Source organism: Dellaglioa carnosa, from assembly GCF_026948345.1.
GTDB classification, from domain to species: Bacteria; Bacillota; Bacilli; order Lactobacillales; family Lactobacillaceae; genus Dellaglioa; species Dellaglioa algida.
Window position 1 is genome coordinate 147,326 of record NZ_JANXLI010000002.1, and the last position, 25,807, is coordinate 173,132.

Below are 25,807 nucleotides of genomic sequence, written 5' to 3' on the forward strand. Positions count from 1 at the left end.
GTGAAAAAAATGAAATATAAACGTATTTTTGGACTCGTTCTTGATTCTGTTGGAACGGGTGCTGCAGATGATGCAAAAAATTTTGGCGATGAAGGATCCGATACGCTAGGACATGTTGGCGAAGCTTACAAAGGCAAGTTGAAAATACCTAATCTCCAAAAGTTAGGTATTTCAAACATTCGTGAGAATACTATCGAAGGTGTTGCCGCCGAAGAAGAACCTTTGGCTAGTTTTGGAAAAATGAAAGAAATATCAGTTGGAAAAGACAGTATGGACGGACATTGGGAAATGATGGAATTACCTGTTGTTCAAAAACTAAGCTTCTTTCCAAATGGGTTTCCACAAGAATTACTTGATAAACTAACAGAATTTTCTGGTCGTAATATTGTGGGTAATCGTCCTGAATCGGGAACTAAGATTATTGAAGAATTGGGTGAGCACCAATTAGAAACTGGCGATTTAATCGTTTATACGTCGGGCGACTCTGTTATTCAAATTGCTGCAAATGAAGCAATTATTCCCGTTGAAGAATTATACCGTATTTGTGAATACGCGCGTAGCCTAGTCAATGGTCCTGAATATACAGTTGGACGTATTATTGCTCGTCCTTACATTGGAAAGACCAAAGACACATTCACTCGAACAGCTAATCGTCATGATTTTGCGTTAAAACCAACTGGAAAAACGGTTATGGATTACCTGCAAGAAGATGGGTTTAAAACAATCGGGGTTGGTAAAATTAATGATATATTCTCGAAACAAGGGATTGACGAAGGTTATCATAATGAAAGTAATATGGACGGAATGGATCATGTTGACCACGTTATGGCAGAAGATTTTACAGGTTTTTGTTTTATCAATTTAGTTGATTTTGATGCTATGTATGGACATCGACGTAATCCGATTGGTTTTGGACAGGCATTAATGGATTTTGATGAACGTTTGGGTACGGTTCTTGAAAATATGAAACAAGATGATTTATTGATGATTACTGCAGATCATGGGAATGACCCTACATTCAAGGGTAGCGATCATACAAGAGAAAATGTGCCATTATTAGTTTACTCACCTCAAAATAAAAAGAGCGTAGATTTAGGCACGAGAAAAACATTTTCAGATTTTGGTGCAACAATATTAGATAACTTTGGTGTTCAAGGTGAGAACAGGGGAACTAGTTTTTTAGACAACCTTGAATAATCAATATGAATGAAATAGACAATGGGGGGAAACAACGAACTATGAAAAGCTACGATGAAGAAAAAATAAAACAAATGCTACTAATTTCTCATTTGTATTATGAAAAAAATATGGGACAAGTGGAAATTTCTAAGAAAATAGGACTTTCTCGTCCAACTATCTCACGTAGCTTGCAAACGGCTAAAGAAATGGGATTAGTAAAAATTCAAATTGAAAATCCATTTGTTGATTTTAAAGAGCTGGAACAACAATTGAGTGATAAATATAAAGCTAAAATTAGCATTGTGCCGACTAACTATAAAGGAGAAACGACGGCCTTAAATAGCGTTGGTATGTTCGCAGCAGAGTATTTATCACGAATTATTAAACCAGAAGATATTATTGGAATTGGTTGGGGTAAAACGGTTCATGCGGTTACGAAACATATAGAAAAACGAAACGTTTTAGGCGTTCAGGCTGTTCAACTAAAAGGTAGTGTGAGCTTTGAGAACGAAAGAACATATGCTTACGAAAGTATTACTGAGCTAGCTAAAGCTTTCAACACGCAGTCACGGTATTTACCATTACCGACAATTTTTGACAATGTGGAAACAAAAAAAATGGTGGAGAAAGATCGTTTTATCAAGTCTATTTTGGATTTGGGAAAACAAGCTAATATTGCCATTTTCACTGTTGGTGTTATTGGAAAAGATGCGCTTTTATTTCACTTAGGTTACCTAAATGATGAACAAAAAAAGGAACTAGAATCTAAAGCGGTAGGAGATATCGCATCCCATTTTATTGATGAAAAAGGGAAGATCGTTAGTCAGGAATTAGATGACAGAACCATCGGGATTCAATTAGAAGACTTAAAAAAGAAAGAGCATTCAATAGTGGTAGCTTCTGATGTTGAAAAAGCAGCAGGTGTACACGCCGTTTTAAAGGCGGGATACGCAAATACTGCGGTCATAGGTAGCAGCTTGGCGCAAAATTTAATTGACTATAAATAAAATTGGAGCGTGAAAAAAATGAGAATGGTAGATGTCATCGATCAAAAAAGAAATGGTAAGGAATTATCTGATGAAGAAATTCAATTTTTTGTGGACGGTGTTGTGAACGGATCTGTACCTGATTATCAAACGAGTGCTTTACTAATGTCTATATATTTTCAAGATATGACTGATCGTGAACGTGCTTCTTTAACGATGAAAATGATGGAGTCCGGTGAACACTTAGACCTATCAGACATCCCTGGTATTAAAGTTGATAAACATTCAACAGGTGGCGTCGGTGATAAGGTTAGCTTACCTTTAGCCGCAGTTGTAGCGGCGGTCGGAATTCCTGTACCCATGATTTCTGGTCGTGGTCTTGGACATACGGGTGGAACTTTAGATAAGTTAGAAGCCATTCCAGGTTACCAAATAGAGATAAGTGATGAAGCCTTTATTAATCAAGTTTCAAAAGAGAAACTAGCAATTATTGGTGCTACAGGTGGTATCGCACCCGCTGATAAAAAAATATATGCCTTGCGGGATGTTACAGATACCGTCGATTCGATTCCGCTGATTGCCAGCTCAATAATGAGTAAAAAGATTGCATCTGGAACGGATGCATTGGTGATTGATGTTAAAACTGGTTCAGGCGCATTTATGAAAACATTAGAAGATTCTACGGCTTTGGCCACAGCACTTGTTGAGATTGGAAAAAGTGTTGGAATGGATTGTATGGCAGTTATTTCTGATATGAATCAACCTCTGGGTAATAAAATTGGTAACTCGTTAGAGATAGAAGAATCAATTGATATTTTGAAGAATAAAGGGCCTGAAGATTTACGTGAGTTGGTATTAACTTTAGGTAGTTATATGGTTATTTTAGGCGGAAAAGCTGAAAAATTTGATGAAGCTAAGCAGCTATTGGAAGAGGCCATTGAATCAGGAGCTGCTTTGGATCGATTCCGCGCGATGATTAAGGCACAAGGCGGGGATGAAACGGTCATTGAAGACTATTCAATCATGCCACAAGCTCAGTATAAATTTGAGTTGCCAGCTTTAAAGAGTGGGGTTGTAGCTAAATTGACGGCCGATGAAATTGGTATCGCAAGCATGATGCTAGGTGGTGGTCGTCAAAAAGCAGGAGATCAATTAGATTATGCAGTAGGTATCGAATTGCATAAAAAAATTGGCGATAAAGTTGAAAAAGATGAGTCGTTAATGACTATTTACAGTAATCGTGAGGATATTGAAGATATTAAGTCCTTAATTTATGACAATGTTGAAATTGCTGAACGTGCTGAAAAACCACAAATGATTTATAAAATTATTAAATAGGGTTTCAAAAAGACTAGTTTTTTAAATTAATTGAAAAGTGAGGATGATTTTAATGAGTACACATATTGGAGCACAAGCCAATGAAATCGCAGAGGTTGTTTTAATGCCAGGCGATCCTTTACGAGCTAAGTATATTGCTGAAACTTTCTTGGAAGATATTCACCAATACAATACGGTCCGCAATGCTTTTGGCTACACCGGCAGTTATAAGGGACACAGAGTATCTATTCAAGCTTCAGGCATGGGAATTCCTTCGATTTCTATTTATGCAAATGAATTAATCCAATTCTATGGTGTTAAGAAATTAATTCGTGTTGGTACTTGCGGCGGTATGGGAACCGATATTCATGTTAGGGATGTCGTTATTGCGCAAGCGGCAAGCACGGATTCGGCTATTATTAACAATACTTTCGGGAGTGGTATGTACTATGCGCCAACCGCTGATTTTAAACTATTGTTAGCTGCGCACACGGCTGCGCAACAACAAGGAATTACAGTTAAAGTTGGTAATATTTTATCGGAAGACCGTTTTTATAATGATGAAATTGATCGTAATAAATTAATTGAATATGGTATTTTAGGCTCTGAAATGGAATCTGCGGCACTATATATGTTGGCGGCTAAGTATCATGTACAGGCTTTAGCAGTATTGACCATCAGCAATCATATTATAACGGGTGAGGAAACAACGGCCGAAGAACGAGAAAAATCATTCAACGAAATGATAGCGCTTTCTTTAGAAACTGCTATCTCCGCTGATTAAGGGAAGAGGCAATATCATGTTTATTATTATTAATATTATTGGTTTGTTATTATTTGTAGGATTAGCTGTTTTATGTTCCAAGAATCGAAAAGATATTAAATGGTATTCAATTGGAACAATGTTAGTCGTCAATTTGATTGTTTCGTGGTTATTAACTGGCTTCCCAATTGGTAGAGATATCGTGTTGGGTGCGGCTAACGGGTTCAATGCGTTAGTTCAGGTGGCTTACACGGGTATTGCATTTGCTTTACCAAGTTTAGTTCACGTTAAACAAATGGATTTTGTTGTGAGCGTGTTACTACCCATTTTAATGATCATTCCATTATTTGATATTTTAACGTATATCGGTGTTTTACCATGGATTATCAAATGGATCGGCCGTGGTTTGGCAAAAGTAACAGGCCAACCTAAATTTGAATCATTCTTTGCAGTTGAAATGATGTTTCTAGGTAACACAGAAGCTTTAGCTATTTCTGGAATCCAATTAAAACAAATGAATAAACAACGTAATTTAACTTTGGCAATGATGTCAATGAGTTGTGTGACTGCTTCAATTGTTGGGGCCTACACGCAACTTATGCCAGGACAATTTGTATTAACTGCAATTCCGGTTAACGTTATTAATGCTATTATTATTACTAATATTTTAAATCCAGTCGTTGTTCCAGTTGAAGAAGATACAATCGCAACAATGTCAGCTGAATCCGGCGAAAATGGTAAAGAACCATTCTTTTCATTTTTGGGAGATTCAATTTTAGGCGCAGGTAAATTAGTTTTGATTATTACTGCAAATGTTATCGCCTTTGTTGCATTGGCAGCTTTAGTAGATAAACTATTAGGTATCGTAAATCCATGGTTAAGTTTGGAACATATCTTAGGTATTATTATGTTCCCATTCGCTTGGTTAATGGGACTAAATACAGCAGATGCTTTCCAATTTGCGCAATACATGGGAACAAAATTAGTGACGAATGAGTTTGTTGTTATGGGACAAATTACCAATTCGGTTAAAGACCTCGCGCCTCATTACCAAGCTGTCTTAACTGTTTTCTTAACGTCATTTGCTAACTTCTCAACAGTTGGTATGATTATTGGTGCGTTCAAAGGGTTGGTTAACCATGAGAAAAACGAATATATTGCTAAGAATGTTGGCTTCATGCTCTTATCAGGTGTGTTAGTTTCATTACTTTCAGCAGCAACAGTTGGTCTCTTTATCTGGTAATTATAAAATAAGGTGTGAGTGAGATGTTACAAGGTTTAAAAGAAATGATTAAAAGAAGAACTAAAGCGACCATTGGTAAAAATGATCTTAAAACCGAAATTTTAGCGGGTGTGACAAGTTTCTTTGCAATATCATATATTATGATTGTTAATCCACTTATTTTAAGTGACGCAGGTATTCCCGTTAATTTAAGCATTTTTGCAACAATTATTATTTCAGTATTAGGTTGTTTATTGATGGCGGTTTGGGCGAATGCCCCCATTATTCTGACACCGGGGATGGGCGTTAATGCTTTCTTCACATACACATTAGTTGTTGGCATGCATTTTACATGGCAAGTTGCAATTGCCGTTTCTTTGGTCAGTAGTTTTTTATATCTGGTAATTGCCTTTACACCGTTAAGTCGCATTTTGGCGGAAAGTATTCCGGATGTTTTGAAAACAGGAATTACGGTTGGAATAGGGCTATTCTTAGTTGAATTAGGGTTGGAAAAGGCTGGTTTAATTACTGCTGGATCAAACGGATCTTTACTGGCATTTGGTTCTCTACAAAACCCTACAACGTTATTGGCACTGTTCGGATTAACGTTGACCGTTATACTATATGTTAAAAAGATTCCGGGAAATTTTATTATTGGGATTATTGTGACAAGTCTTGTAGGAGCAGCTTTTAAGATTAAAGGGCAGGCAACTACAGTTGATGTCACACAAATTAAAGAATACGGTAAGTTATTGTTTCAGGGCGACTTTCAAGAAATTGGTCAATTAAAATTCTGGTTGGCCGTCTTTTCAATGACGATGATTTTGGTTTTTGAATCGATGGGACTACTTGAAGGACTCTTACCAGATAAGAGTAAATTTAAAAAGTCATTTCAAAGTAGTGCAATTACCGCTCTTCTATCAGGTATCTGTGGAACAAGTCCAACCGTGGCTGCTGCCGAAAGTGCCGCTGGTATTGAAAGTGGTGGTCGCACTGGGATTGTGGCGGGCGTTGCTAGCCTACTGTTCGCTAGTTCAATTTTCTTAGTTCGATTTTTGAAGTATGTGCCCGAGGCAGCCATTGCGCCCGTAATCATTATTACAGGTGCCTTGATGATGCAACAACTTCAGCATATACAAATTCAAGATTTTAGTGAGTGGTTCCCAGCTTTTTTGATTATCGTTTTAATTCCTTTATCAGGGAGTATTGCGATAGGATTATCATTTGGATTTGTTAGTTATCCGATACTAAAGATAATGACAAATAAAACGGATATTTCACCAATTATGTGGATTTTAAGTACGCTGTTCTTAATAAATCTGGTGTGTACCGCATTTTTAAATTAGTAAGGTAATTTAAATAATTTTATAAAATATAAAAAAGTATTTCGTTAGATAAGAGCGTTACTATGCTTCTTAAAACGAAATACTTTTTAGTTTGTTCAAAATGGGTATTCCTTTAGTGTGAAGGGAGTACTCTTTTTAAACTTTTTAAAAGTGGATTCACCTTGTAATACAAATGCATTTGAGATAAGATTTAGAAGATTAAAATAAAGAGCGACAGTGAGCGCTCATTTTAGGAGGAACTGAATATGCAACAGACAACGGCAGTGAAACAACACCAGAATCGACTAACTAGTTACCAAGGAAAGGTCGTCGCCTCAGCAACTGCGGGCTTTGGACTGGAGAACATGGATGTCATGTTCTTGTCCTTCGCCTTATCCTCAATTATTGGGGAGCTTCACTTGAACGGATCACAGGCGGGATTGATTTCATCAATCACCAATGTAGGAATGTTAATGGGCGGTGTGATTTTTGGTATGTTGGCAGATCGATTTGGGCGTATTAAAACGTTCACTTATACGATTTTCATATTTGCATTTGCAACTGCGGCCATGTTTTTTGCCAGTAATTTAACGACTATTTATGTTTGTCGGTTCTTCGCGGGTATCGGTGCGGGTGGCGAATACGGAATTGGAATGACCATTCTAGCAGAAAGTTTTAAGAAGAAAGACATGGGCCGCGTTTCGTCATATGTTGGTGTTGCAGGACAAGGTGGCGCTATATTAGCGGCAGTTTTGGCAGCATTTATATTACCACAGTTTGGTTGGCGTGCCTTGTTCTTATTCGGGCTAATCCCTGTACTAGTTACGTTCTTTGTTCGTCGCCATCTGAAAGAAAGCAAGGCATTTGAAACAAGTAAACATGATGGAAAAGGTCAATTTAGAGCTTTATTTGCAACACGTCAGCTAACACATCAAACATTAGGATTAATGTTCATGGCAATTGTTCAGATAGCTGGCTATTTCGGATTAATGAATTGGTTGCCAGCAATTATGCAAAAACAATTGGGGTTAACTATTGCGGGATCATCAACATGGATGATTTCAACAATCATAGGTATGAGCGCTGGAATGTTAACGTTTGGTTGGGGTTTAGACAAATTAGGTGCTCGATTAGCTTACGGAATATTTTTATTAGCTTCGGCGGTCAGCGTCTATATTCTGACGATACCAACGAATACCATGATGATGCTTTTTGCGGGTGCACTGGTGGGGTATTTCGCCAATGGCATGTTTGCCGGGTATGGCGCAGTTGTCAGCCACTTGTATCCAACGGAAGTTCGCGCAACTGCTAACAATGTGATTATTAACGTTGGACGAGCAGTTGGTGGATTCTCATCGGTGGCAATAGGATTTATCTTGGATCACTACGACGTAATGGCGGTCATGATTTTCTTATCATTGCTCTACCTGATGAGTTTTGTCGTAATGATGAGTATCAAAAATTTAAGAAGAAAAGAATACCTATCATTTAACCGCGATTAAAATGGGCGTTAATAAATTTAAAAAAAGGATTAACTTGCTAATTAACAGCAAGTTAATCCTTTTTAAATTAGCTACATACCGTGATCTAAAAGGTATTGGTAAGAAGTATCTGATAAATCGGGTGAAATACGGACACGATGTAAAGTGAATAGTCCTTGGTTCTCATTGGCTAGACCTGGCAAGGTTGTTAAACCAAGCTTATAACCTGCGGCTTGAGCCAACTTAGGTGTTTGATCGTTAAAGCGCCCAACTGGATAACAGATAATCGAAGTTTGTTGATGAAATTTATCGTTTAGCCATTTCTTTGAGTCAACAAATTCAGCCGTTTGTTGTGCATCGGTCATTTGATTGAGCTCTTTATGATGAACGGTATGACTTTCAATAGTTACTAAACCAGATTGGCGCATTTCATTCATTTGTGGCATCGTTAATTTGTTTTTATGCCCGAAGTGATTTGTAATATAGTTAATAGTTGCTTTTTTATGATATTTTTTTAGGGCCGGATAAGCTTTTTCGTAATTATCTTTGTAGCCGTCATCAAAAGTTATCCAAACAATTTTATTAGCAGGCTTTTTATGAGTTTTAAAAACCGTAATGGCCTCGGCAGGTGTTAAAGTATAATAACCATTTTTTTGAAGCCATTGCATTTGATGTGCAAATTGGGATTCGGGAATGCGTAATGAATTTCCGACAGAAATGCTATGGTACATTAAAATCGGGAACTCAGTATCCCCTTCAAAGGATTGCCAATGCGAGCTATCAACCTTTTTTTCCGAAAGGGCCTTATGTTTCTGAATGGCTTTTTTTGGAGTAGAGGGATGGATTTTTTTAACTGGGATACTTTGTTGGTGTGAGGCGGAGGGTGCTTTCTTTCCAATAAAAAATGATGTCCCGGCACCGATGGAAAGGATAAGTAACAATAAAATGAACCAAATCTTTTTTTGCTTTAACATAATGAACTCCTTTTAGTTTAACTACCACTATTTAATTTACCATTATGATGTGGGAAGTTCCAACATTTTAAGAATAGATGATAAGCTAATTTAATAAATAGCATCAGAAAATATAGCTAATTTTATTTATAATAATGAGAGCGGTTTAAGAGAAAGTCCGAAAGCGCTTGCTAAATATAGGAAATATATTTATACTATAATGATTGAAGACGCTTCCTATTTTTTTATAACGAATGAATCAAGAAGAATGGTCTGATAAATATACTAAAGAATTGAAGGACAAGTGCAATGGCAAAAATTATTACTGTTTTAGGATCAACTAATATTGATAAGGTTATTTCTGTACCCCGTTTTGCAACTAGTGGAGAGACTTTACACACACCAAATCATCAAATTGAAGCAATGGGTGGAAAAGGCTTGAATCAAGGCGTTGCAGCCGCACGTTCTGGCGCTAAAACCAACATGATTACTAAAGTTGGTAAGGAATTCGATACGTCAAAAAATATGAATGTCGAAAACTTGAGTACGGATCATGTGATGGTTTCAGAAACTGAAGAAACAGGACAAGCTTACATTACTGTTTCAGCAGAAACTGGAGATAATATTATTCATATTTATGGTGGCGCTAATGCTGATATGGCGGCTGCAGACGTCCGTGCTCATGAAGCCGCTATTGCTGAATCAGACTTTTTGATTACACAATTAGAAATTCCAATGGAAGCAGTTATCGAAGGATTCAAGATTGCTCGTGAAAATGGTGTTAAAACAATCTTAAATCCTGCTCCAATGCCTGAAAATGGCGGATTACCAGCAGAATTGTTACAATTAACTGATATTATTACACCTAACGAACATGAAACGTTCTTATTAACTGGTATTGAAGTGACTGATGAACATTCAATGTTGCACAATGCTGCTTACTATTTTGAACGCGGAATTGATACCGTTATTATCACAATTGGATCAGAAGGTTCTTTCTTTATGCGCGATAATGGTGAAGAAGGAATTGTTCCGGCATTCAAAGTTAGTGCCGTTGACACAACTGCTGCCGGGGATACATTTATTGGTGCCACAGCTACACGATTACATGCTAACTTAGATAACTTGGCTGAAGCAATGCGTTATGGTTCGGCCGCCTCATCCGTAACTGTTTCACGTGCTGGCGCCCAACCAAGTATTCCAACAGAAGCTGAAGTTTTAGCCGTTTTGGATGCTCACAAATAAATTTATATTTTTTGAATAGGAGATAAATTATGCGTAAAACAAATCTTTTGAATACAAAATTATCAAATGCAATTTCCGAAATTGGACATACCCAATGGTTAACAATTGGTGATTCAGGGCTTCCAATCAAGGATGATGGTCGTAAAATTGATCTTTCGGTTATACGTGGATTACCATTATTTATTGATGTCTTGGCCGCAACATTATCTGAAATGAAAGTTCAAAAGGTTTTCTTAGCTGAAGAAATTAAAACGGTAAATCCTGAACAATATACAGCTATCAAGGCATTATTGGATGATGACGTTGAAATTATTTTTATCTCTCATGACGAACTAAAATCGATGAGCCGTGATGATAATAATATCGCTACAGTAAGAACGGGTGAAATTACGCCATTTTCAAATATTGTTTTGGAATCAAATGTTGATTTTGAAGGCGAAGCAATTAAATAAATTATTAATTTAGGAATAGGAAGATATATATAATGAATATGTTAGGCTTATTTTTTTCACTTTTAGCAATTATTGGTTGGAGTGCTTATCCAACGTTAGTGTCATACTTTGGTGGTAAACCAGTTCAAGGTATTTTTGGCGCAACATGGGGAACTTTGATTGTCGCAATTGTTCTCTCACTAGTTACAGGAATGCCAATGTTACATGGCTCTAACTTCTGGTTAGCATTCTTGTCAGGTGCTGCCTGGGCCTTCGGTAATGTCTTAACAATTATGGCCTTTGGTATGAAAGATCAAGAAGGTAACGCCTTAGGATCCGCAAAAGCAATGCCAATTTCAACAGCTTTCCAAATTACGGCGAATGTTGTATGGGGAGTTCTAATGCTTGGTAACTGGGGTCCTGTTTCATCAAAAACTTATGGATTTATAGCTGTTGTTATTATTTTGATTGGTGCATACTTAACGACTTACCAAGAGAAAAAATCAGCTGGTAATAAAGAATTACTTACAAAAGCAGTTGGTGTGTTATTAATTGCTCAAGTAGGTTACTCATTATATGGAATCTTGCCACAATATACTAAAGGAACTGACGGTATGCATATGTTCCTAGCGCAGGCAATGGGAATGGCAGCCTTTGGGTTAGTTCTTGGAATCTACGAAGTATCAAAAAACAATAATAATATTTTTACACAGAGTGTCACGTATAAACAAATTTTTTCAGGTTTCTTCTTCGCAATGGCAGCATTAGGCTACCTTGTTTCAGCTCAACCTGCAATGCTTGGATTAGCAACTGGATTTGTCCTTTCACAAGTTTCAATTGTCGGTGCAACAATTTCGGGAATTATCGTTATGCGCACTAAGAAAACGGGTAAAGAGTGGTTAGTCATTGCTATTGGGTTAGTCATGATTGTGATTGCCGCTGCCGTAACAGTTTTCTTAAAGAACTAAGTAGCATTGGTTAAATAAATAATAGGTATGAGGGAGTCTTAATGACAGTAATTTGTTATTAAGGCTTTTTTCGTTTCAATAAAACAAGTGTATTTTGTTACGCAAAATGGAACAAAATACACAGTATTATGGTAACAAACGATAGGCGGAAAAAGTCTATTAATTAGTTTTAAAACAACTTATATTAGGGGTGTAGAAAAAATAAAAAATATATAGGAGATGCTTATTATGAAAAGAGATTTTATCGATACTAAGACATACACGAAAGACGAAATTCAATATTTAATTGATTTAGGAATTCAAATGAAGAAGGATATTAAAGAAGGTAATTATCCTCAACTATTAAGTAACAAGACCTTAGGTATGTTGTTTGAAGAATCATCAACCAGAACACGTGTCGCTTTTGAAACAGCTATGACACAACTTGGTGGACACGCACAATACTTAGCACCAGGACAAATTCATTTAGGTAGTTCAGAAAGTGAATCATTAGGAGATACAGCAATTGTTTTAGCTCGTTTGGTAGATATTTTAATGGCTCGTGTTGCTAAACATGAAACGATTGAGATCATTGCAGAAAAATCAACCGTTCCCGTACTAAATGGGATGAGCGATTATAACCATCCTACACAAGAAATTGGCGATATCATCACAATGGCTGAAAACTTACCAGCTGGTAAGAAATTAAGCGATTGTAAAGTTGTTTTTGTAGGGGATGCAACTCAAGTTTGTGTTTCATTAATGTTTGTCACAACTAAAATGGGCATGCAATTCGTTCAATATGGTCCTAAAGGCTACCAAATCAAACCAGAAACATTAGCAATTGGCCAAAAAAATGCTGAATTATCAGGTGGCAGTGTTTTAATTACTGAAGATGTTGAAGAAGCAATGAAAGATGCAGATTTCGTTTATACAGATGTTTGGTATGGCTTATACGAAGCAGCATTGACATATGACGAACGTATGGCAATCTTCTATCCTAAATACCAAGTTAATGACGCATTAATGGCTAAAGCAAATGATAACGCTAGATTCATGCATTGTTTACCTGCTAACCGTGGTGAAGAAGTGACAGATAGTGTCCTAGATTCAAAAGCATCAGTTGCATGGGATGAAGCAGAAAATAGATTAACAGCAATGAGAGCATTATTAGTTTACTTAATGGCCCCAAGTATGAATTATTCCGACGAATTGCTTGATTCTTTGAAGGATGACACGCTAAAAAATTTATTGATAAATCGAGTTGATTCAACGAAATAATTTCTGATTTGTCAATAAATGGAGGCGGAGACTATGCAAGAAAAGAAACAATTCAGACTGTTTGATGCAGTCTTAATGTCGGTAGTTGTAGTATTAGTTGTTGAATCTGCAGCACCTGCGGCCGCTATTGGACCATCACAATTTTTCTGGTGGGGAGCACTTCTCTTATTCTTCTTTCTACCTTATGGGTTAATTTCCGCGGAATTGGGAACGACTTATAATGATGAAGGTGGTATTTATGATTGGGTTAAAAGAGCCTTTGGTAGAAAATGGGGCGGAAGAGCTGCTTGGCTTTACTGGATTAATTTTCCTATCTGGATGGCTAGTTTAGCCGTCTTATTCAATGAAGTGATCGAACAGATTTTCCGAGTTAAAATAGGAACGGGAATGGGTATTGGAATTGAGCTCTTATTCATTTGGGGCGTTACTATTATCTGTTGTTACCCAATTGCGGATAGTAAATGGATCTTGAATTTAGCCGCAATTGCGAAAGTGATTATCATGTTAAGTGTGGGTGGACTAGGTATCTACCATGCAGCTACTCACGGTTTGGCTAATGATTTTTCAGGAACAGCAATGTTACCTAAATTTGATGCAACAAGTTTAGGTTATATATCTGTTATTCTATTCAACTTTTTAGGATTTGAAGTTGTGGCTACAATGGCCGGAGATATGAAAAATCCTAAGAAACAAATTCCACAAGCTATTATCTGGGGTGGTGTTCTAATTGCCGTCTTCTACCTCTTTGCCGCATTTGGAATGGGAGCTGCTATTCCAAGTAGTCAACTATCAACATCTGGTGGATTAATGGATAGTATTTTATTATTAGTTGGACACTATAACTGGTTTGTTGTTACGATTGGGGTACTCTTCATGTATACCCTGGTTTCTAATCTAGTTTCTTGGTCAGCAGGGGTTAATTATGTTGCCTTATACGCTGCTAAAAATAACGATTTACCAAAAATCTTCAAAAAAGAAAGTAAAAAAAGCCATATGCCAATTGGGGTAACTATTTTAAATGGTGTTATCGCAACTGTCTTGGTTATTGCCGCACCATTTATCCCCAATCCCAACATTTTCTGGGCATTCTTCTCCTTAAATGTTGTTGCACTATTGGGTTCATATATATTAATGTTCCCATCATTTCTACGCTTACGTAAGATTGATGGCGATCGGGAACGCCCATTTAAAGTTCCAGGCAGACCACTAATGATTAAATTAATGACTTGGATTCCGATGGTCCTTTTAATTTTGACATTGATTTTAACAGCCTTTCCGTTGAACGGTGGCCAAGCAGAAATGAGTAGTAAAATACCAGTATTAGTGGGAACCGTTATTACAATTATTATTGGTGAAATTTGTATTAATTATGCTGAAAAACAAGGTAAATAAATCGAGAGAGGAAGTAATTAAATTATGAAAACTTTAGATACATCTCCAAAAACAGACGGATACCATATGCCAGGTGAGTTCGAGGAACATAAAGGCGTTTATCTTTTATGGCCAGAACGTCCAGATAACTGGCGAGAAGGGGCAAAACCAGCCCAAGCTGTTTTCGCTGAAGTGGCAGCAGCCATTGCTAAGTTTGAATCAGTAACGGTTGGAGTTAGCGATCGTCAATATACGAATGCACGTCATGTACTTGCCGATAATATTGAAGTGGCAGAAATATCAAGTGATGATGCATGGATTCGCGATTGTGGACCAACATTTGTTGTTAATGACAAAGGCGACGTTCGTGCTGTTGATTGGACTTTCAATGCTTGGGGAGGCTTAGTTGATGGGTTATATTTCCCTTGGGACAAAGATGATAGAGTCGCACAAAAAGTATCAGAATTAGAAGGCCGTAATCGTTACCGACTAGATGATTTTGTTCTAGAAGGTGGATCAATCCATGTTGATGGAGAAGGAACGTTAATTACAACTGAAGAATGTTTATTATCTGATGGACGTAATCCTCAATTATCAAAAGAACAAATTGAAAGTATTTTAAAAGAATATTTGAATGTTGAAAAAGTTATTTGGTTAAAAAATGGGATTTATTTGGATGAAACTAATGGTCATGTTGATAATATTGCCAATTTTGTTAAACCAGGTCAAATCGCTTTGGCATGGACCGATGATCAAAATGATCCGCAATATGCAATTTCTAAGGAGAATTATGACATTTTAACAAATGCAACAGACGCTAAAGGTCGTAAAATTCAAGTTGAAAAATTATATGTTCCTAAACCAGTTTTAATTACGGCTAAAGAAAGTGAAGGCGTAGATGCAGTTGACGGAACATTGCCACGTTTAGAAGGCGATCGATTAGCAGCTAGCTACGTTAACTATTACACAGCTAATGGTGCAATTATCTACCCACTTTTCGACGATCCAATGGATGAAAAAGCTAAAGAAACTTTACAAAAATTATATCCTGATCGTGAAATGGTCGGTATCTTGGCTCGTGAAATTTTATTAGGCGGTGGCGATATTCACTGCATTACGCAACAAGTCCCAGTCGGCAGATAGGAGATTATGATGGCAAAAATTGTTGTCGCACTTGGCGGTAATGCAATCTTATCGAATGATGCATCTGCCAATGCTCAAAAAGAAGCAGTTCAAGGAACAGTTAAGGCGTTAATTAAATTTATTGAAAATGGTGATCAGTTAATTATTACGCACGGTAATGGACCACAAGTTGGGAATCTATTACTACAGCAACAAGCAGCGGATAGTGAAAAAAATCCGGCTATGCCTTTAGATACTTGTGGTGCTATGACTCAAGGAAGTATTGGTTACTGGTTCCAAAATGCCATGCAAGAACAACTGGCTAAAAAACAGATTGATAAAAGTGTCGTTTCAATCGTGACGCAAACGATTGTGGATGAAAATGATCAAGCGTTTGAGCAACCCACTAAACCAATTGGTCCTTTCTATAAGGAATCAGAGTTAGAGCAGATAACTAAATTACATCCCGAATGGACATTAGTTGAAGATTCTGGGCGAGGTTATAGAAGGGTTGTCCCTTCACCTCAACCGCTTGAAATTAAAGAATATCCGGCCATTAAACAAATTGTGGATGCTGGTATTATTCCAATCGTCTCAGGTGGTGGCGGTATTCCCGTTATTCGTAAGGGCGATCAATTAATCGGGACCGAGGCAGTTATTGATAAAGATTTTAGTGCTGCTAAGATTGCTGAATTAATCAATGCCGATCAGTTAATTATTTTAACTTCTGTCGGTGGCGTCTTTTATAATTATGGCAAGGCAAATCAGGAAGAAATTTTTGATGTTACGGCCGAGGAAATACAAGGCCATATTGACGCTAAAGAATTTGCCGCGGGTAGCATGATGCCTAAAGTAAAAGCTGCCGTTCAATTTGTACAAAAGACAGGTAATCCTGCCGTGATTGGCGCTTTAGAAGATGTTCAAGATATTATTAGTGGAAACAAAGGAACCGCTATTCATCAATAATTAGAGAAGTAACTAGCCGTGTCAAGCTAGTTACTTCTTTAGTGTATACTGAGTTATAGGAAAGAAATACGGAATGGGGTTCATTTATGAAAATTATGGGATCAACACCTCGAAAAGATCATTTTTATTTACCTGCAGAAACAATTCGACATCATGAATCAATAATGATGTGGCCAGAACGACCTGACAATTGGCGTAATGGCGCAAATGATGCGCGCCATACCTTCATTGAGATTGCAATAATTGTAAGTCGGTATGAACCAGTGACCATGTTGGTTTCAAGGCAGCAGTATAAACATGCCCGCCACTTATTACCGGAATCAATTAGGGTGCTTGAGATGAGCTTTGACGATGCTTGGATAAAAGATATTGGGCCAACCTATGTATTGAACGACCAGGGCGATATTCGAGGCGTCGATTGGCGCTTCAATGCATGGGGTGGACTAGTTGATGGGTTATACTTTCCATGGGATATGGACGATCAAGTTGCAGAAAAATTATGTGAACTTAATCGAATTGATTATTATCGATTAGAAGAATTTATCCTGGAAGGCTGCGCTTTTCACACCGATGGTGAGGGGACTCTGATTGTTACGGAGGAATCCATCTTGTCAGAGGGTCGAAATGGTCAAATGACTAAACCTGTTGTAGAAACGATTTTGAAAGCCTATTTAGGTGTTGAAAAAATTATTTGGCTTAAATATGGCTATTATATGGATGAAACTAACGGCGACGTTGATAGTATGTTGAGTTTTGTGCAACCCGGGGAATTAGTACTTACTTGGACTGATGATGTGGATGATCCGCAATATGTGATATCGCAACAAGCATATGATGTTTTAAAAAATGCTACAGATGCGAAGGGTCGCCAATTTAAGATTCATAAATTACAAATACCAAAACCTTTATTTGCTACTGAAGATGAAAGTAACGGCGTTGACTTGGTAAATGGTCTTCTGCCACGCTATCCAGGAGACAGATTGACAGCAAGTTATGTTAACTTCTATCTCGCAAATGATGTTTTAGTTTTACCTGTTTTTGATGATCCGCAAGATAATATTGCTATTGAGAAAATGTCTCAACTATTTCCGGATCGTAAGATAGAACCTGTTTATGTACGAGAACTTTTGTTAGGCGGAGGTAACGTACACAGTATCGTGGACGCATTACCAACGTATACGGGGGTGTAAAATGAACTTTTATGAAATTGTTAATGGAAACATTGAGAAAATTAATAAGAATGAACAAATTTTATTAGATTTTGTTATTAAAAATATGGATAGCATTAAAAATAAAAATATTCGTGAGTTAGCGGCGGAATGTTTTGTATCTACCACAACATTTCTAAGATTTGTTCGTAAAATTGGCTTTTCTGGTTATAGCGAATTCATAACCGTTATTAAATATACAATGATCACTCAAAATAATATTGAAAAAGATAAAACCTTTGCGATTAACCAGGTAGAATATCGCGAAGAATATTTAAAAAATATTAACGAAACGGTCCGCGTCTTGGACAATGATAAATTAAATAGAATAACAGCGGTAATGAATAAACGACCCCATTTATATATTTTTGCGAAGGGATTTAGTAAATATGCGGCTGAATATATTGAGTACCTTTATACATTAAATAATTTTATTGTTATTTTTCCTAAAAATTTTGAACAACGTCAATTGGCATATCGTAATATACAACCTGACGATTTATTATTTGTCTTCAATTATGATGGTGAGGACAAGGAACTGATTGAGATTCTACAAATTATTGAAAGAAAACGTGAATATGCGTTATTAGTTTCCATTACAGGCGCGAATAACAATACCATTCAAAATATGAGTAATATTAATTTATACTTGTTTACCGATGAATTGTATCAAAATCGAATTGAAATGACATCGCATGTTTCGTTAATTGCTATTATGGAATTACTGTTGTACCAATATAATGAAGGTATTAAATAAGAACCGGAGTAATAAAAAAAGTCATTCTTAGGGGTGCCTTTTTTTATTACTTATATACCTAATAAGACTCTAATTAAAGTTAGATAAAGAATAAGTTATTTAACTAAAATAGCTACCTTTTTAATTGTATACGGGGTTAATTTAATGTTATCATACAGTGTGCGAAAGCTTTACGTATAAACTTACATAGTTTTAGAGGGTAGAAAGGAATGACCGTATGAGATAAATATTGCGCTAGTTGCAATATTAGAAATGGTTGGGTTAAGTATAAAGGAGTGTTGGTTTTATTCGAGGGCCAATGCTCAGGCAGAATTAGACCGAAACAAAATGCTATGGCGGGGGCCATAATAGCAATGCAAGATGATGTATTTTAAAAAAAATTATCTGATGCAGACGGATGAACCAAGTCCGATTTTGATTTCAATGAACAACATAGTGAACCAGATAACTATGGTGTTCATATAACTGTGGGGGAAAACAAAATGATTAAATATATTTTAGCGACTTTTAGTATCAGTATTATGTTTGGAATAACGGCTTCAAAAGTTTTTGCTGCAAGTGATCCGGTATTGAATGGGACAACTGATGCAACGGTAAATTTAACAGGAGGGGCCAGCGGGTTATCAATCGCAGCGGCGCCAAATTTTAATTTCGGAAAGTCTGAAATAAGTAGTGTGGCAACAACGTTAACTTCTAGTGGAACGGCCAGCGATGGTTCAGCTATAGAGGCGCAGGTTTCAGATGCCCGTGGAACAGGTGAAGGTTGGGATTTACGAGTTTCATTAGGATCTCCCTTTAAATTAAGTGACTCAGAGGGTGGACATTTATTAAATGGAGCCGTTTTAAAATTAAGAACGAAAACGGCGACGAGTGCGGGTACCGGACAGGCACCAGGCACTTTAGTAAATGAATTAACGCTGAATGCCGCTTCACAATCAAGTGTCACAGCAGCCGTCAATCAAGGCATGGGAACTTGGAGTATGCCTTATACGGATGCCACTTTGATGGTTCCGGCAGGAAACTATATCGGTGCTTACACGGCTACAATTAATTGGTCGTTAACAGATGCGCCATAATAATCTGAGGCGGTGGGGCCGTTCCAGATTATTTTGTATTGAGATAAGTAAACTTAAAATGCCGTTTTGTTAGGACATAAGTTAAAAAGACAGATGGCCAGTACGTAAAAAGGGGATCTCTGAAATGAAAAGAATGATTTTAGCAATCAGCATGGTGGGTATCATTTTGAGTTACATGACACTGGGGGAAACTCATGTCCAGGCGGCATATGAAAATAATCCACCTCAAAGTATTAAATTAGATAATATCTTTACGACACCAGCCGGATCTGATAGTACAGTTGTCCAAAATGGGACAACAAAGAAGAGTTACGTCCAGGTTACCCCGGATAAAGGAAATAATAAAAATGGGGCAATTTGGTCAACGGCTAATAATACATTAGATTTAACGAAAGATTTTGAATCATCTATGTATCTCTATTTTGGTGGAATGGGTGATAATGCTGCTGATGGTATGGCCTTTGTTATGCAAAATGATGCTAGACAAGGTAACACCATCATTAAAGGTAGCGGTGCTCAAATGGGCGTCTGGGCCAGTGATGTACATTATGGTCCGTTCGATGGCATTCAAAATAGTTTTGCAGTGGAATTTGATTCTCATTATAATGATGGGTTTGATTGGAATGTTGGTTCGTCAATTGGTGATCATTTAGCGTGGGGATTCCCAGGTCAAAAATCAACGTACAAGGATGAGGGCGAAGGGAGACGGATATTAAATCATAATGCTGTACAAAGTATTCAGCAAATGTCGAATGATAGATGGTATTCATTCAACGTTAAATGGAATGCAACAACCAAAGTGCTACAGTATTCTTATGGAGATGACCGGGCCAAAAATCCGGTAGTCAGTGTTAACATTGATCCACAAACTATTTTTGGTGGGAATAATGTAGTTTGGGGATTTACTGGGTCGACAGGTAGCAGTACCGAAAATAATCAAGTTGCATTTGCCAAAGTTCCTGGACTAGTTAACGAAGAAGGTACCGATACGGTAACCAATAGTTCTGGCGACGTTGTTGCCGGTAAGGATGTTACTGGTAAGAAAGTTAGTTTGGGCGATAACTTACATTATAAAGTCGGTTCAAAATATACAAGTGGTAAGCAAGATTGGGAAAATATCTTAGCTGATTTCAAGTTAGATGGGGACGTGACATACAAACCCGGGACACTTAAAGTTGTTAAAAAAGCGCAAGACGGAACTGAAAAAACGACTTCGTTACCCGACTCATCTTGGTCAAACAAGGCGTTATCTAAGGTTAATTTAGGTAAATTGGGAACGTATACTGCCGATGCTAATAGTTCGGCCTATATTACTTTTGATGTGACTGCTGATAAGGTAGGAATGGTAAATCAAAGTGAAGCCGCATTGAATGGTGACAACTATTTAACAAAGACTAATGCATTAAGTTATGAAATCTCACAAAACAAGGCACCTACTCTTACCTTGGCTGATGCCGGTAAATCAATTGATGTGACTGAGGGTGATGCTTACAAATTTAATGGTACTTGGAAAGATGTTGATAGTGATACTGCCAACTTGTCTTATTCTGTAGATGGTGGTAGCGCCGTTTCATTTGCGAGTGACGTTAAAAATGATCCAAAAGGGCAAGATCATAATTATTCAGCGACTGTTCCGGCTGCTTCATTACCTTTAGGAACACATAAGGTAAGTGTTTACGCGGTGGATTCAGATGGCGCTAAATCAAATGTTGAGACAGTTACGATTAATGTTGCAACTGCAGGGCTTTTACAGTTTGTAAATATCCCTACGACAACCAGTTATGGGTCAACAGAAATACCAGCGGGTAAAGAGACTGTTGATATTAACAGAGGAAGCGATTGGGACGTTAGAGTAAAAGATACCCGAAAAACGGGTAGTCATTGGCACGTTGATTTAACGTTAACAGAGCCCTTTACAACGGGCAAGGGGACGGCGAATGAACATGTGTTGAAAGAAGCATTAGTTTATAAAACGGGTACTAGCCAGACAGAATTTACCGTTGGGACGGCGGTAAATGTATACGATAAAACAACTGTAAATAGTGATGATGTACCAATTAAATGGGCAGATGACCAAGGTGTCTTAATGGTCGCGCACAGTGCTGATTATAAAGGCGCATATGCAGCCAGACTCAACTGGTCACTAGTAGATGCACCATAGAATATAAAAATAAAGAGTCACGCAATCGGTAATTACGATTGCGTGACTCTTTATTTAGTTTATTTATTGAAATTAGCTCCAACGATTTGATTTTCCCGGTAAAACCATTAAAATAATGAACCAAATGGGACCAAGAATAGGGATTAGTTGAAGCAAAATCCACCAACCAGAACGATCAGTATCATGTAAACGACGAACGGTTACTGATAAGTTTGCAAGCCATACTAAGAATACGACGATATTTCTTCCGGTTGCAAGAGCCAGATCGCTGAAATTGTAGATATCCGTTATCGGATGGCCTACAGAAAAGGTATAAATATTAACAATTAAGAACCCAACAATAGCATTAATGATAGCTGGCCACCAAAAATCTGATCTGCGTGCTGTATCAGAAAAATTAGTGATGTTATTCCAGAAATTTTTATATGATTCAATCATGATAATAGCCCCCTTTTTTATAAAGCTTTTAAAGTCATCATTTGTTGGACTTACCATAAATTAATGTTAAAAATTAAATATTAGTACCTGAACATATTTTACTAGATTGCGTCTTGTAAGTACATTAATATGCATTATTGATAATATCCATCGCATAAAAATTATCATTATTACCTGATAGATATGATAATTTATTCTTTGTAAAAGGTGGATAAATATAAAAATATATAGGGCTGTGATATCATAAGTGATACACAGTAAATATTTGATTGGAGGACACTATGCGTCGAACTTTACATTTTTTAAACAAAAGTTATCGAATGTTTTTTCGTCATTGGAGACTATACCTTCTCTTAGTGATAGGTACAAATTTTATACTATCGCAGATTATTCAACCAATATTAACGATGATAATGGGTAGTATTCTCAATGGTAATGACGTCGACTATCTAACCTACACTAACGTCGTGTCAGTTCTGATAGATAAACCGATACTTCTGATTGAATTGATTTTGGTGATATTAGTCATCCTGGGGATTGTCTATGTCCAGATGGCCTTTATGATTCGAAGTATTCGATCAATTCGGTATGATTTAAAAATTGGCTATAAAGTATTATTAAAACAATCTATCAACGACGTACTTGCATTGCGTCCTTTAACGGCACTACTCGTAACTTGGTACTTCGTCTTAATTTTACCGTTTGGGGAAGTTCTATTTAAATCTTCCTTGTTGAGTAAGGTGACTATTCCAGATTTTATTATTCAAGACATGTGGACAAGTCCCAAAATATGGGGCCCCATACTGACTATTTATGGCCTAGCCTTCTTTTTCTCCATTAGACTAATCAGTTTTTTACCAACATTATTATTCAGTTCTGAAAAAAGAACGGGCCAATTAATTAGGTTGAGCTGGGATTCAGCTCGTGGAAGATTTTGGACGACATTAATAAAAGGGTTGGCTATTACTATTTCTCTGGCCGTTTTGGCTATTATCAGTCAAGTTGGCTTATATGCAATTCAAAGTTACGCAGATACCCATTTTCAAGGGCAAGCACTAGTCATAGCAATGATTAATCTACTTCTTTTAGAATTCTTTAGTCAAATAATCCTTGCATTAAGTGTCATATTATTATTAGGTATCGCATTAGATATTTTTGAGCAACATCAACCGCAGTTACAACCGGTTCAAGAAGTAGCTAACAGAAGTAAGCGACTCACTATATTACGAAGAGTTGGTGTGTTTTTCGTTATTTTACTGATTGCGGGAACGGCATCCGTTTATAATTATGGTTATCTAAAAGGGATGCTGGGAGATTATCCGGTTCTTATTTCTCATCGAGGAGTTGATGATGGGAATGGGGTACAGAACACAATTCCTGCCTTAGAGAAGACTTCTGCGGAGAAACCGGATTATATCGAAATGGATATTCAGGAAACAAAGGATCACCAATTTGTTGTCATGCATGATCCTAATCTAGAGGCTTTAGCTGGGGTTAATCGGACAGTACATGATTTAACATTATCTGAGCTAACGGCACTTACGGTTAGCGAGAATGGCTATTCGGCTAAAATTCCGAGTTTTGATCAATATTTAGACGCGGCAGAGAAACATCATCAAAAATTATTAGTTGAGATTAAGGTTTCTCCGCAAGATAGTTCTAATATGACTAAAAATTTTGTGAAAAAATATCAAAAAAGAATGTTAGCTGATAAAAATAGAATTCATTCTTTAAGTTACGATGTTGTTTCAAAAGTTAAAAAGCAGGCGCCTAAACTTTATATTAGTTTTATTATGCCTTATAATATTTCCTTCCCGAACACATCGGCTGATGCATACACTATGGAGGCTACGACTTTGAATGATTCATTTGTTAGCCAAGCCCATAGTGAAAATCAGGACGTATACGCTTGGACTGTTAACGATGATAGCGTCATGCAAAATATGATGTTTATGAATGTTGACGGCATTATCACGGATGACCTAAGTACGCTTAAGGATGTTGTTAAAGCTAACAATGACCATCCAAGTTATGCAAACAGATTATCACTTTTTTCAAATCAGTTGACCGGATTCAACGTAACCGTAGAAAATTAGTTGGCGGTAAGTGTAAATGGTATGTTACCGTTTACACTTGCTGGGTAGCATGCTATGCTTAAATCGTTATTGAACTGAAAATATGATTGAATTAGGAGTGTGCAACAGCAATGATTAAAATTATAGCATCAGATATGGACGGCACATTATTAAATAATGAAAATAGTATTTCTGAAGGTAACGCGAATGCCATCAAAAAGGCACAAGCTATGGGTGTAACCTTTGTTGTCGCAACTGGACGTAGTTATGATGAAGTTAAACCTTTGATTGACGCGGCAGGTATCAACGCACCAATGATTAATTTCAATGGAGGAGCTACAACAACCGAAACTGGGACGCAAATTCATCGTTTTCCAATATTGAAAGATGAAGCAAAAAAAGTAATTAAACTGTTGAAGGATGAACATGTGTTTTTCAAAATCATGACATCGGATGGCGTTTACTCAGATAATCCGCTTAAATATGATGAAGCTGTTGTTAAATTACAATTACAACCAATACATTATGTTGATAGCTATAACGACATAATTGATAATGCAGAGATAGATTTGTTTAAAGTGCTTATTCGAAAGACTGATGGCGCAGACGATTTATCGGTTATAAAAAATAAGATTGAAGAAAATACGACGTTGGTCGTGACTTCTTCAGGAGATAACAATCTTGAGGTTAATCACAGTAATGCGCAGAAGGGTATCGCATTGAAACGATTTGCCGATGATCTGGGTATTCCAATGTCAGATGTAATGGCAATTGGAGATAACCTAAATGATATCTCAATGTTAAAAGCTGCAGGTGTTAGTTATGCCATGGAGAATGGCCATCAAGAAAATAAAGATGTTTCTAACCATCGGGCAAAAACGAATGTTGAAGATGGTGTTGGATTGGCAATTTTGGAACAATTATCTCAAGAATGATGACGAAAAAAGACTGAATACCATTACGGTATTCAGTCTTTTTGGTTGAAATTTAATCGGCAATCATGTCGCCGGCTGTTGGGCCAGCATCTAATTTATAAATACGTTCGATATCAATAACGACGGCATAATGTGTTTCTGGTAAATGACGTTCTGTACCAAACGCTACGGCATTATCAAAAATTTCACCTGAATCAAACAAATGAGCTGTTCCTTCAAAACGGAACCCTTTTAAGTTAGGACGATCAACAACGGCAACCGCTGCACGACCATTATCTTGAAGATTGTGTAAGGCTTGTTTTGCCGTTTCTTCATTGTAAATCAAATGTGTATCATCAAAAACACGCATTGATCCTTTTGGACCAACTTGTGGAAAGCCATTTTCATCTGCGGTTGAGAGGAAATTAAGTTGTTCAGAAATCATTTTCTTCATATCTTCTGTTAATTTTGCCATTGTAAGATCTCCTTATTTAGTGAGTTATTGTATCTAGAATTTAGCACACGACTGGTGGATTGGCAAAGAATAAGCTTTATAAAAGGATAAATAAAAAAAGATATAATAAATTTA

General features: G+C 37.0%; 23 protein-coding genes. 20 read left to right on the forward strand and 3 right to left on the reverse strand.

Translation table 11 applies throughout. From position 1 onward, the window contains the following. Window positions 1-9: 9 nt before the first annotated feature. The 7 genes from N0K80_RS03710 (at window position 10) to N0K80_RS03740 (ending at window position 8,294) form a co-directional block, all read left to right on the forward strand. A complete protein-coding gene (locus tag N0K80_RS03710) occupies window positions 10-1,197 on the forward strand; it encodes a phosphopentomutase (protein WP_269007965.1) in 1,188 nt (395 codons plus the stop codon). Between the two features lie 41 nt (window positions 1,198-1,238). Then, window positions 1,239-2,186: a sugar-binding transcriptional regulator gene (locus N0K80_RS03715; protein WP_269023803.1), complete on the forward strand. Its 948-nt coding sequence runs from the start codon at window positions 1,239-1,241 to the stop codon at window positions 2,184-2,186. A gap of 18 nt (window positions 2,187-2,204) precedes the next feature. Further along, window positions 2,205-3,503 (forward strand): pyrimidine-nucleoside phosphorylase, encoded by a 1,299-nt coding sequence (locus N0K80_RS03720; protein WP_269007967.1) that lies wholly within the window; start codon window positions 2,205-2,207, stop codon window positions 3,501-3,503. 52 nt (window positions 3,504-3,555) lie between these two features. Then, window positions 3,556-4,266, forward strand: a complete 711-nt coding sequence (gene deoD / locus N0K80_RS03725) for a purine-nucleoside phosphorylase (RefSeq protein ID WP_269023804.1) — start codon at window positions 3,556-3,558, stop codon at window positions 4,264-4,266. A 16-nt stretch (window positions 4,267-4,282) separates the two neighbouring features. Then, window positions 4,283-5,488, forward strand: coding sequence for a NupC/NupG family nucleoside CNT transporter (locus N0K80_RS03730; RefSeq protein ID WP_112250990.1), 1,206 nt, complete (start codon window positions 4,283-4,285; stop codon window positions 5,486-5,488). 23 nt (window positions 5,489-5,511) lie between these two features. Further along, window positions 5,512-6,813 (forward strand): NCS2 family permease, encoded by a 1,302-nt coding sequence (locus N0K80_RS03735; protein ID WP_407932681.1) that lies wholly within the window; start codon window positions 5,512-5,514, stop codon window positions 6,811-6,813. Window positions 6,814-7,058: 245 nt separating this feature from the next. Continuing rightward, complete coding sequence (locus tag N0K80_RS03740) at window positions 7,059-8,294, forward strand: MFS transporter (RefSeq protein WP_269023805.1); 1,236 nt, start codon at window positions 7,059-7,061, stop codon at window positions 8,292-8,294. Window positions 8,295-8,365: 71 nt separating this feature from the next. Here the strand turns inward: N0K80_RS03740 and N0K80_RS03745 are convergent, their stop codons facing one another. Then, window positions 8,366-9,247: a polysaccharide deacetylase family protein gene (locus N0K80_RS03745; protein WP_269023806.1), complete on the reverse strand. Its 882-nt coding sequence runs from the start codon at window positions 9,245-9,247 to the stop codon at window positions 8,366-8,368. A gap of 288 nt (window positions 9,248-9,535) precedes the next feature. Between N0K80_RS03745 and rbsK the strand changes: the two genes are divergently transcribed. From rbsK to N0K80_RS03800, 11 genes are all read left to right on the forward strand, one after another. After that, entirely contained in the window at window positions 9,536-10,471 is a 936-nt protein-coding gene (rbsK, locus tag N0K80_RS03750) for a ribokinase (RefSeq protein ID WP_269023807.1), read from the forward strand. 29 nt (window positions 10,472-10,500) lie between these two features. Next, window positions 10,501-10,923 (forward strand): D-ribose pyranase, encoded by a 423-nt coding sequence (rbsD, locus tag N0K80_RS03755; RefSeq protein ID WP_057974681.1) that lies wholly within the window; start codon window positions 10,501-10,503, stop codon window positions 10,921-10,923. 32 nt (window positions 10,924-10,955) lie between these two features. Then, window positions 10,956-11,870, forward strand: coding sequence for a GRP family sugar transporter (locus tag N0K80_RS03760; protein WP_057974682.1), 915 nt, complete (start codon window positions 10,956-10,958; stop codon window positions 11,868-11,870). A gap of 228 nt (window positions 11,871-12,098) precedes the next feature. Continuing rightward, entirely contained in the window at window positions 12,099-13,130 is a 1,032-nt protein-coding gene (ptcA, locus tag N0K80_RS03765) for a putrescine carbamoyltransferase (RefSeq protein ID WP_269023808.1), read from the forward strand. A gap of 33 nt (window positions 13,131-13,163) precedes the next feature. Next, complete coding sequence (locus tag N0K80_RS03770; RefSeq protein ID WP_057974684.1) at window positions 13,164-14,522, forward strand: APC family permease; 1,359 nt, start codon at window positions 13,164-13,166, stop codon at window positions 14,520-14,522. A 24-nt stretch (window positions 14,523-14,546) separates the two neighbouring features. After that, a complete protein-coding gene (gene aguA, locus N0K80_RS03775) occupies window positions 14,547-15,644 on the forward strand; it encodes an agmatine deiminase (protein ID WP_146342596.1) in 1,098 nt (365 codons plus the stop codon). A 9-nt stretch (window positions 15,645-15,653) separates the two neighbouring features. Next, on the forward strand, window positions 15,654-16,589 hold the full coding sequence (gene arcC, locus N0K80_RS03780) for a carbamate kinase (protein WP_269023809.1): 936 nt from the start codon (window positions 15,654-15,656) through the stop codon (window positions 16,587-16,589). A gap of 86 nt (window positions 16,590-16,675) precedes the next feature. Beyond that, a complete protein-coding gene (gene aguA, locus N0K80_RS03785) occupies window positions 16,676-17,779 on the forward strand; it encodes an agmatine deiminase (protein ID WP_269023810.1) in 1,104 nt (367 codons plus the stop codon). 1 nt (window position 17,780) lies between these two features. Further along, a complete protein-coding gene (locus tag N0K80_RS03790) occupies window positions 17,781-18,554 on the forward strand; it encodes a MurR/RpiR family transcriptional regulator (RefSeq protein WP_057974688.1) in 774 nt (257 codons plus the stop codon). A gap of 482 nt (window positions 18,555-19,036) precedes the next feature. Further along, window positions 19,037-19,630 (forward strand): WxL domain-containing protein, encoded by a 594-nt coding sequence (locus N0K80_RS03795; protein ID WP_269023811.1) that lies wholly within the window; start codon window positions 19,037-19,039, stop codon window positions 19,628-19,630. A gap of 124 nt (window positions 19,631-19,754) precedes the next feature. After that, window positions 19,755-21,791: a lectin-like domain-containing protein gene (locus N0K80_RS03800; RefSeq protein WP_269023812.1), complete on the forward strand. Its 2,037-nt coding sequence runs from the start codon at window positions 19,755-19,757 to the stop codon at window positions 21,789-21,791. Window positions 21,792-21,863: 72 nt separating this feature from the next. Here N0K80_RS03800 and N0K80_RS03805 read toward each other — a convergent pair whose 3' ends face one another. After that, window positions 21,864-22,229 carry a DUF805 domain-containing protein gene (locus N0K80_RS03805; protein ID WP_269023813.1) on the reverse strand — a complete coding sequence of 122 codons (366 nt, stop codon included), beginning with the start codon at window positions 22,227-22,229 and terminating at the stop codon, window positions 21,864-21,866. Between the two features lie 281 nt (window positions 22,230-22,510). Here N0K80_RS03805 and N0K80_RS03810 point away from each other — a divergent pair, with 281 nt between their 5' ends. Together N0K80_RS03810 and N0K80_RS03815 are read left to right on the forward strand one after the other, a co-directional pair. Continuing rightward, complete coding sequence (locus N0K80_RS03810; RefSeq protein ID WP_269023814.1) at window positions 22,511-24,325, forward strand: glycerophosphodiester phosphodiesterase; 1,815 nt, start codon at window positions 22,511-22,513, stop codon at window positions 24,323-24,325. Window positions 24,326-24,435: 110 nt separating this feature from the next. After that, the gene (locus N0K80_RS03815; RefSeq protein ID WP_269023815.1) at window positions 24,436-25,239 is read left to right on the forward strand and encodes a Cof-type HAD-IIB family hydrolase; all 804 of its coding nucleotides are present in this window, start codon (window positions 24,436-24,438) and stop codon (window positions 25,237-25,239) included. A gap of 52 nt (window positions 25,240-25,291) precedes the next feature. On the opposite strand, the gene N0K80_RS03820 is transcribed toward N0K80_RS03815, so the two are convergent. Beyond that, window positions 25,292-25,693 (reverse strand): pyridoxamine 5'-phosphate oxidase family protein, encoded by a 402-nt coding sequence (locus N0K80_RS03820; protein WP_269023816.1) that lies wholly within the window; start codon window positions 25,691-25,693, stop codon window positions 25,292-25,294. Window positions 25,694-25,807 lie beyond the last annotated feature (114 nt).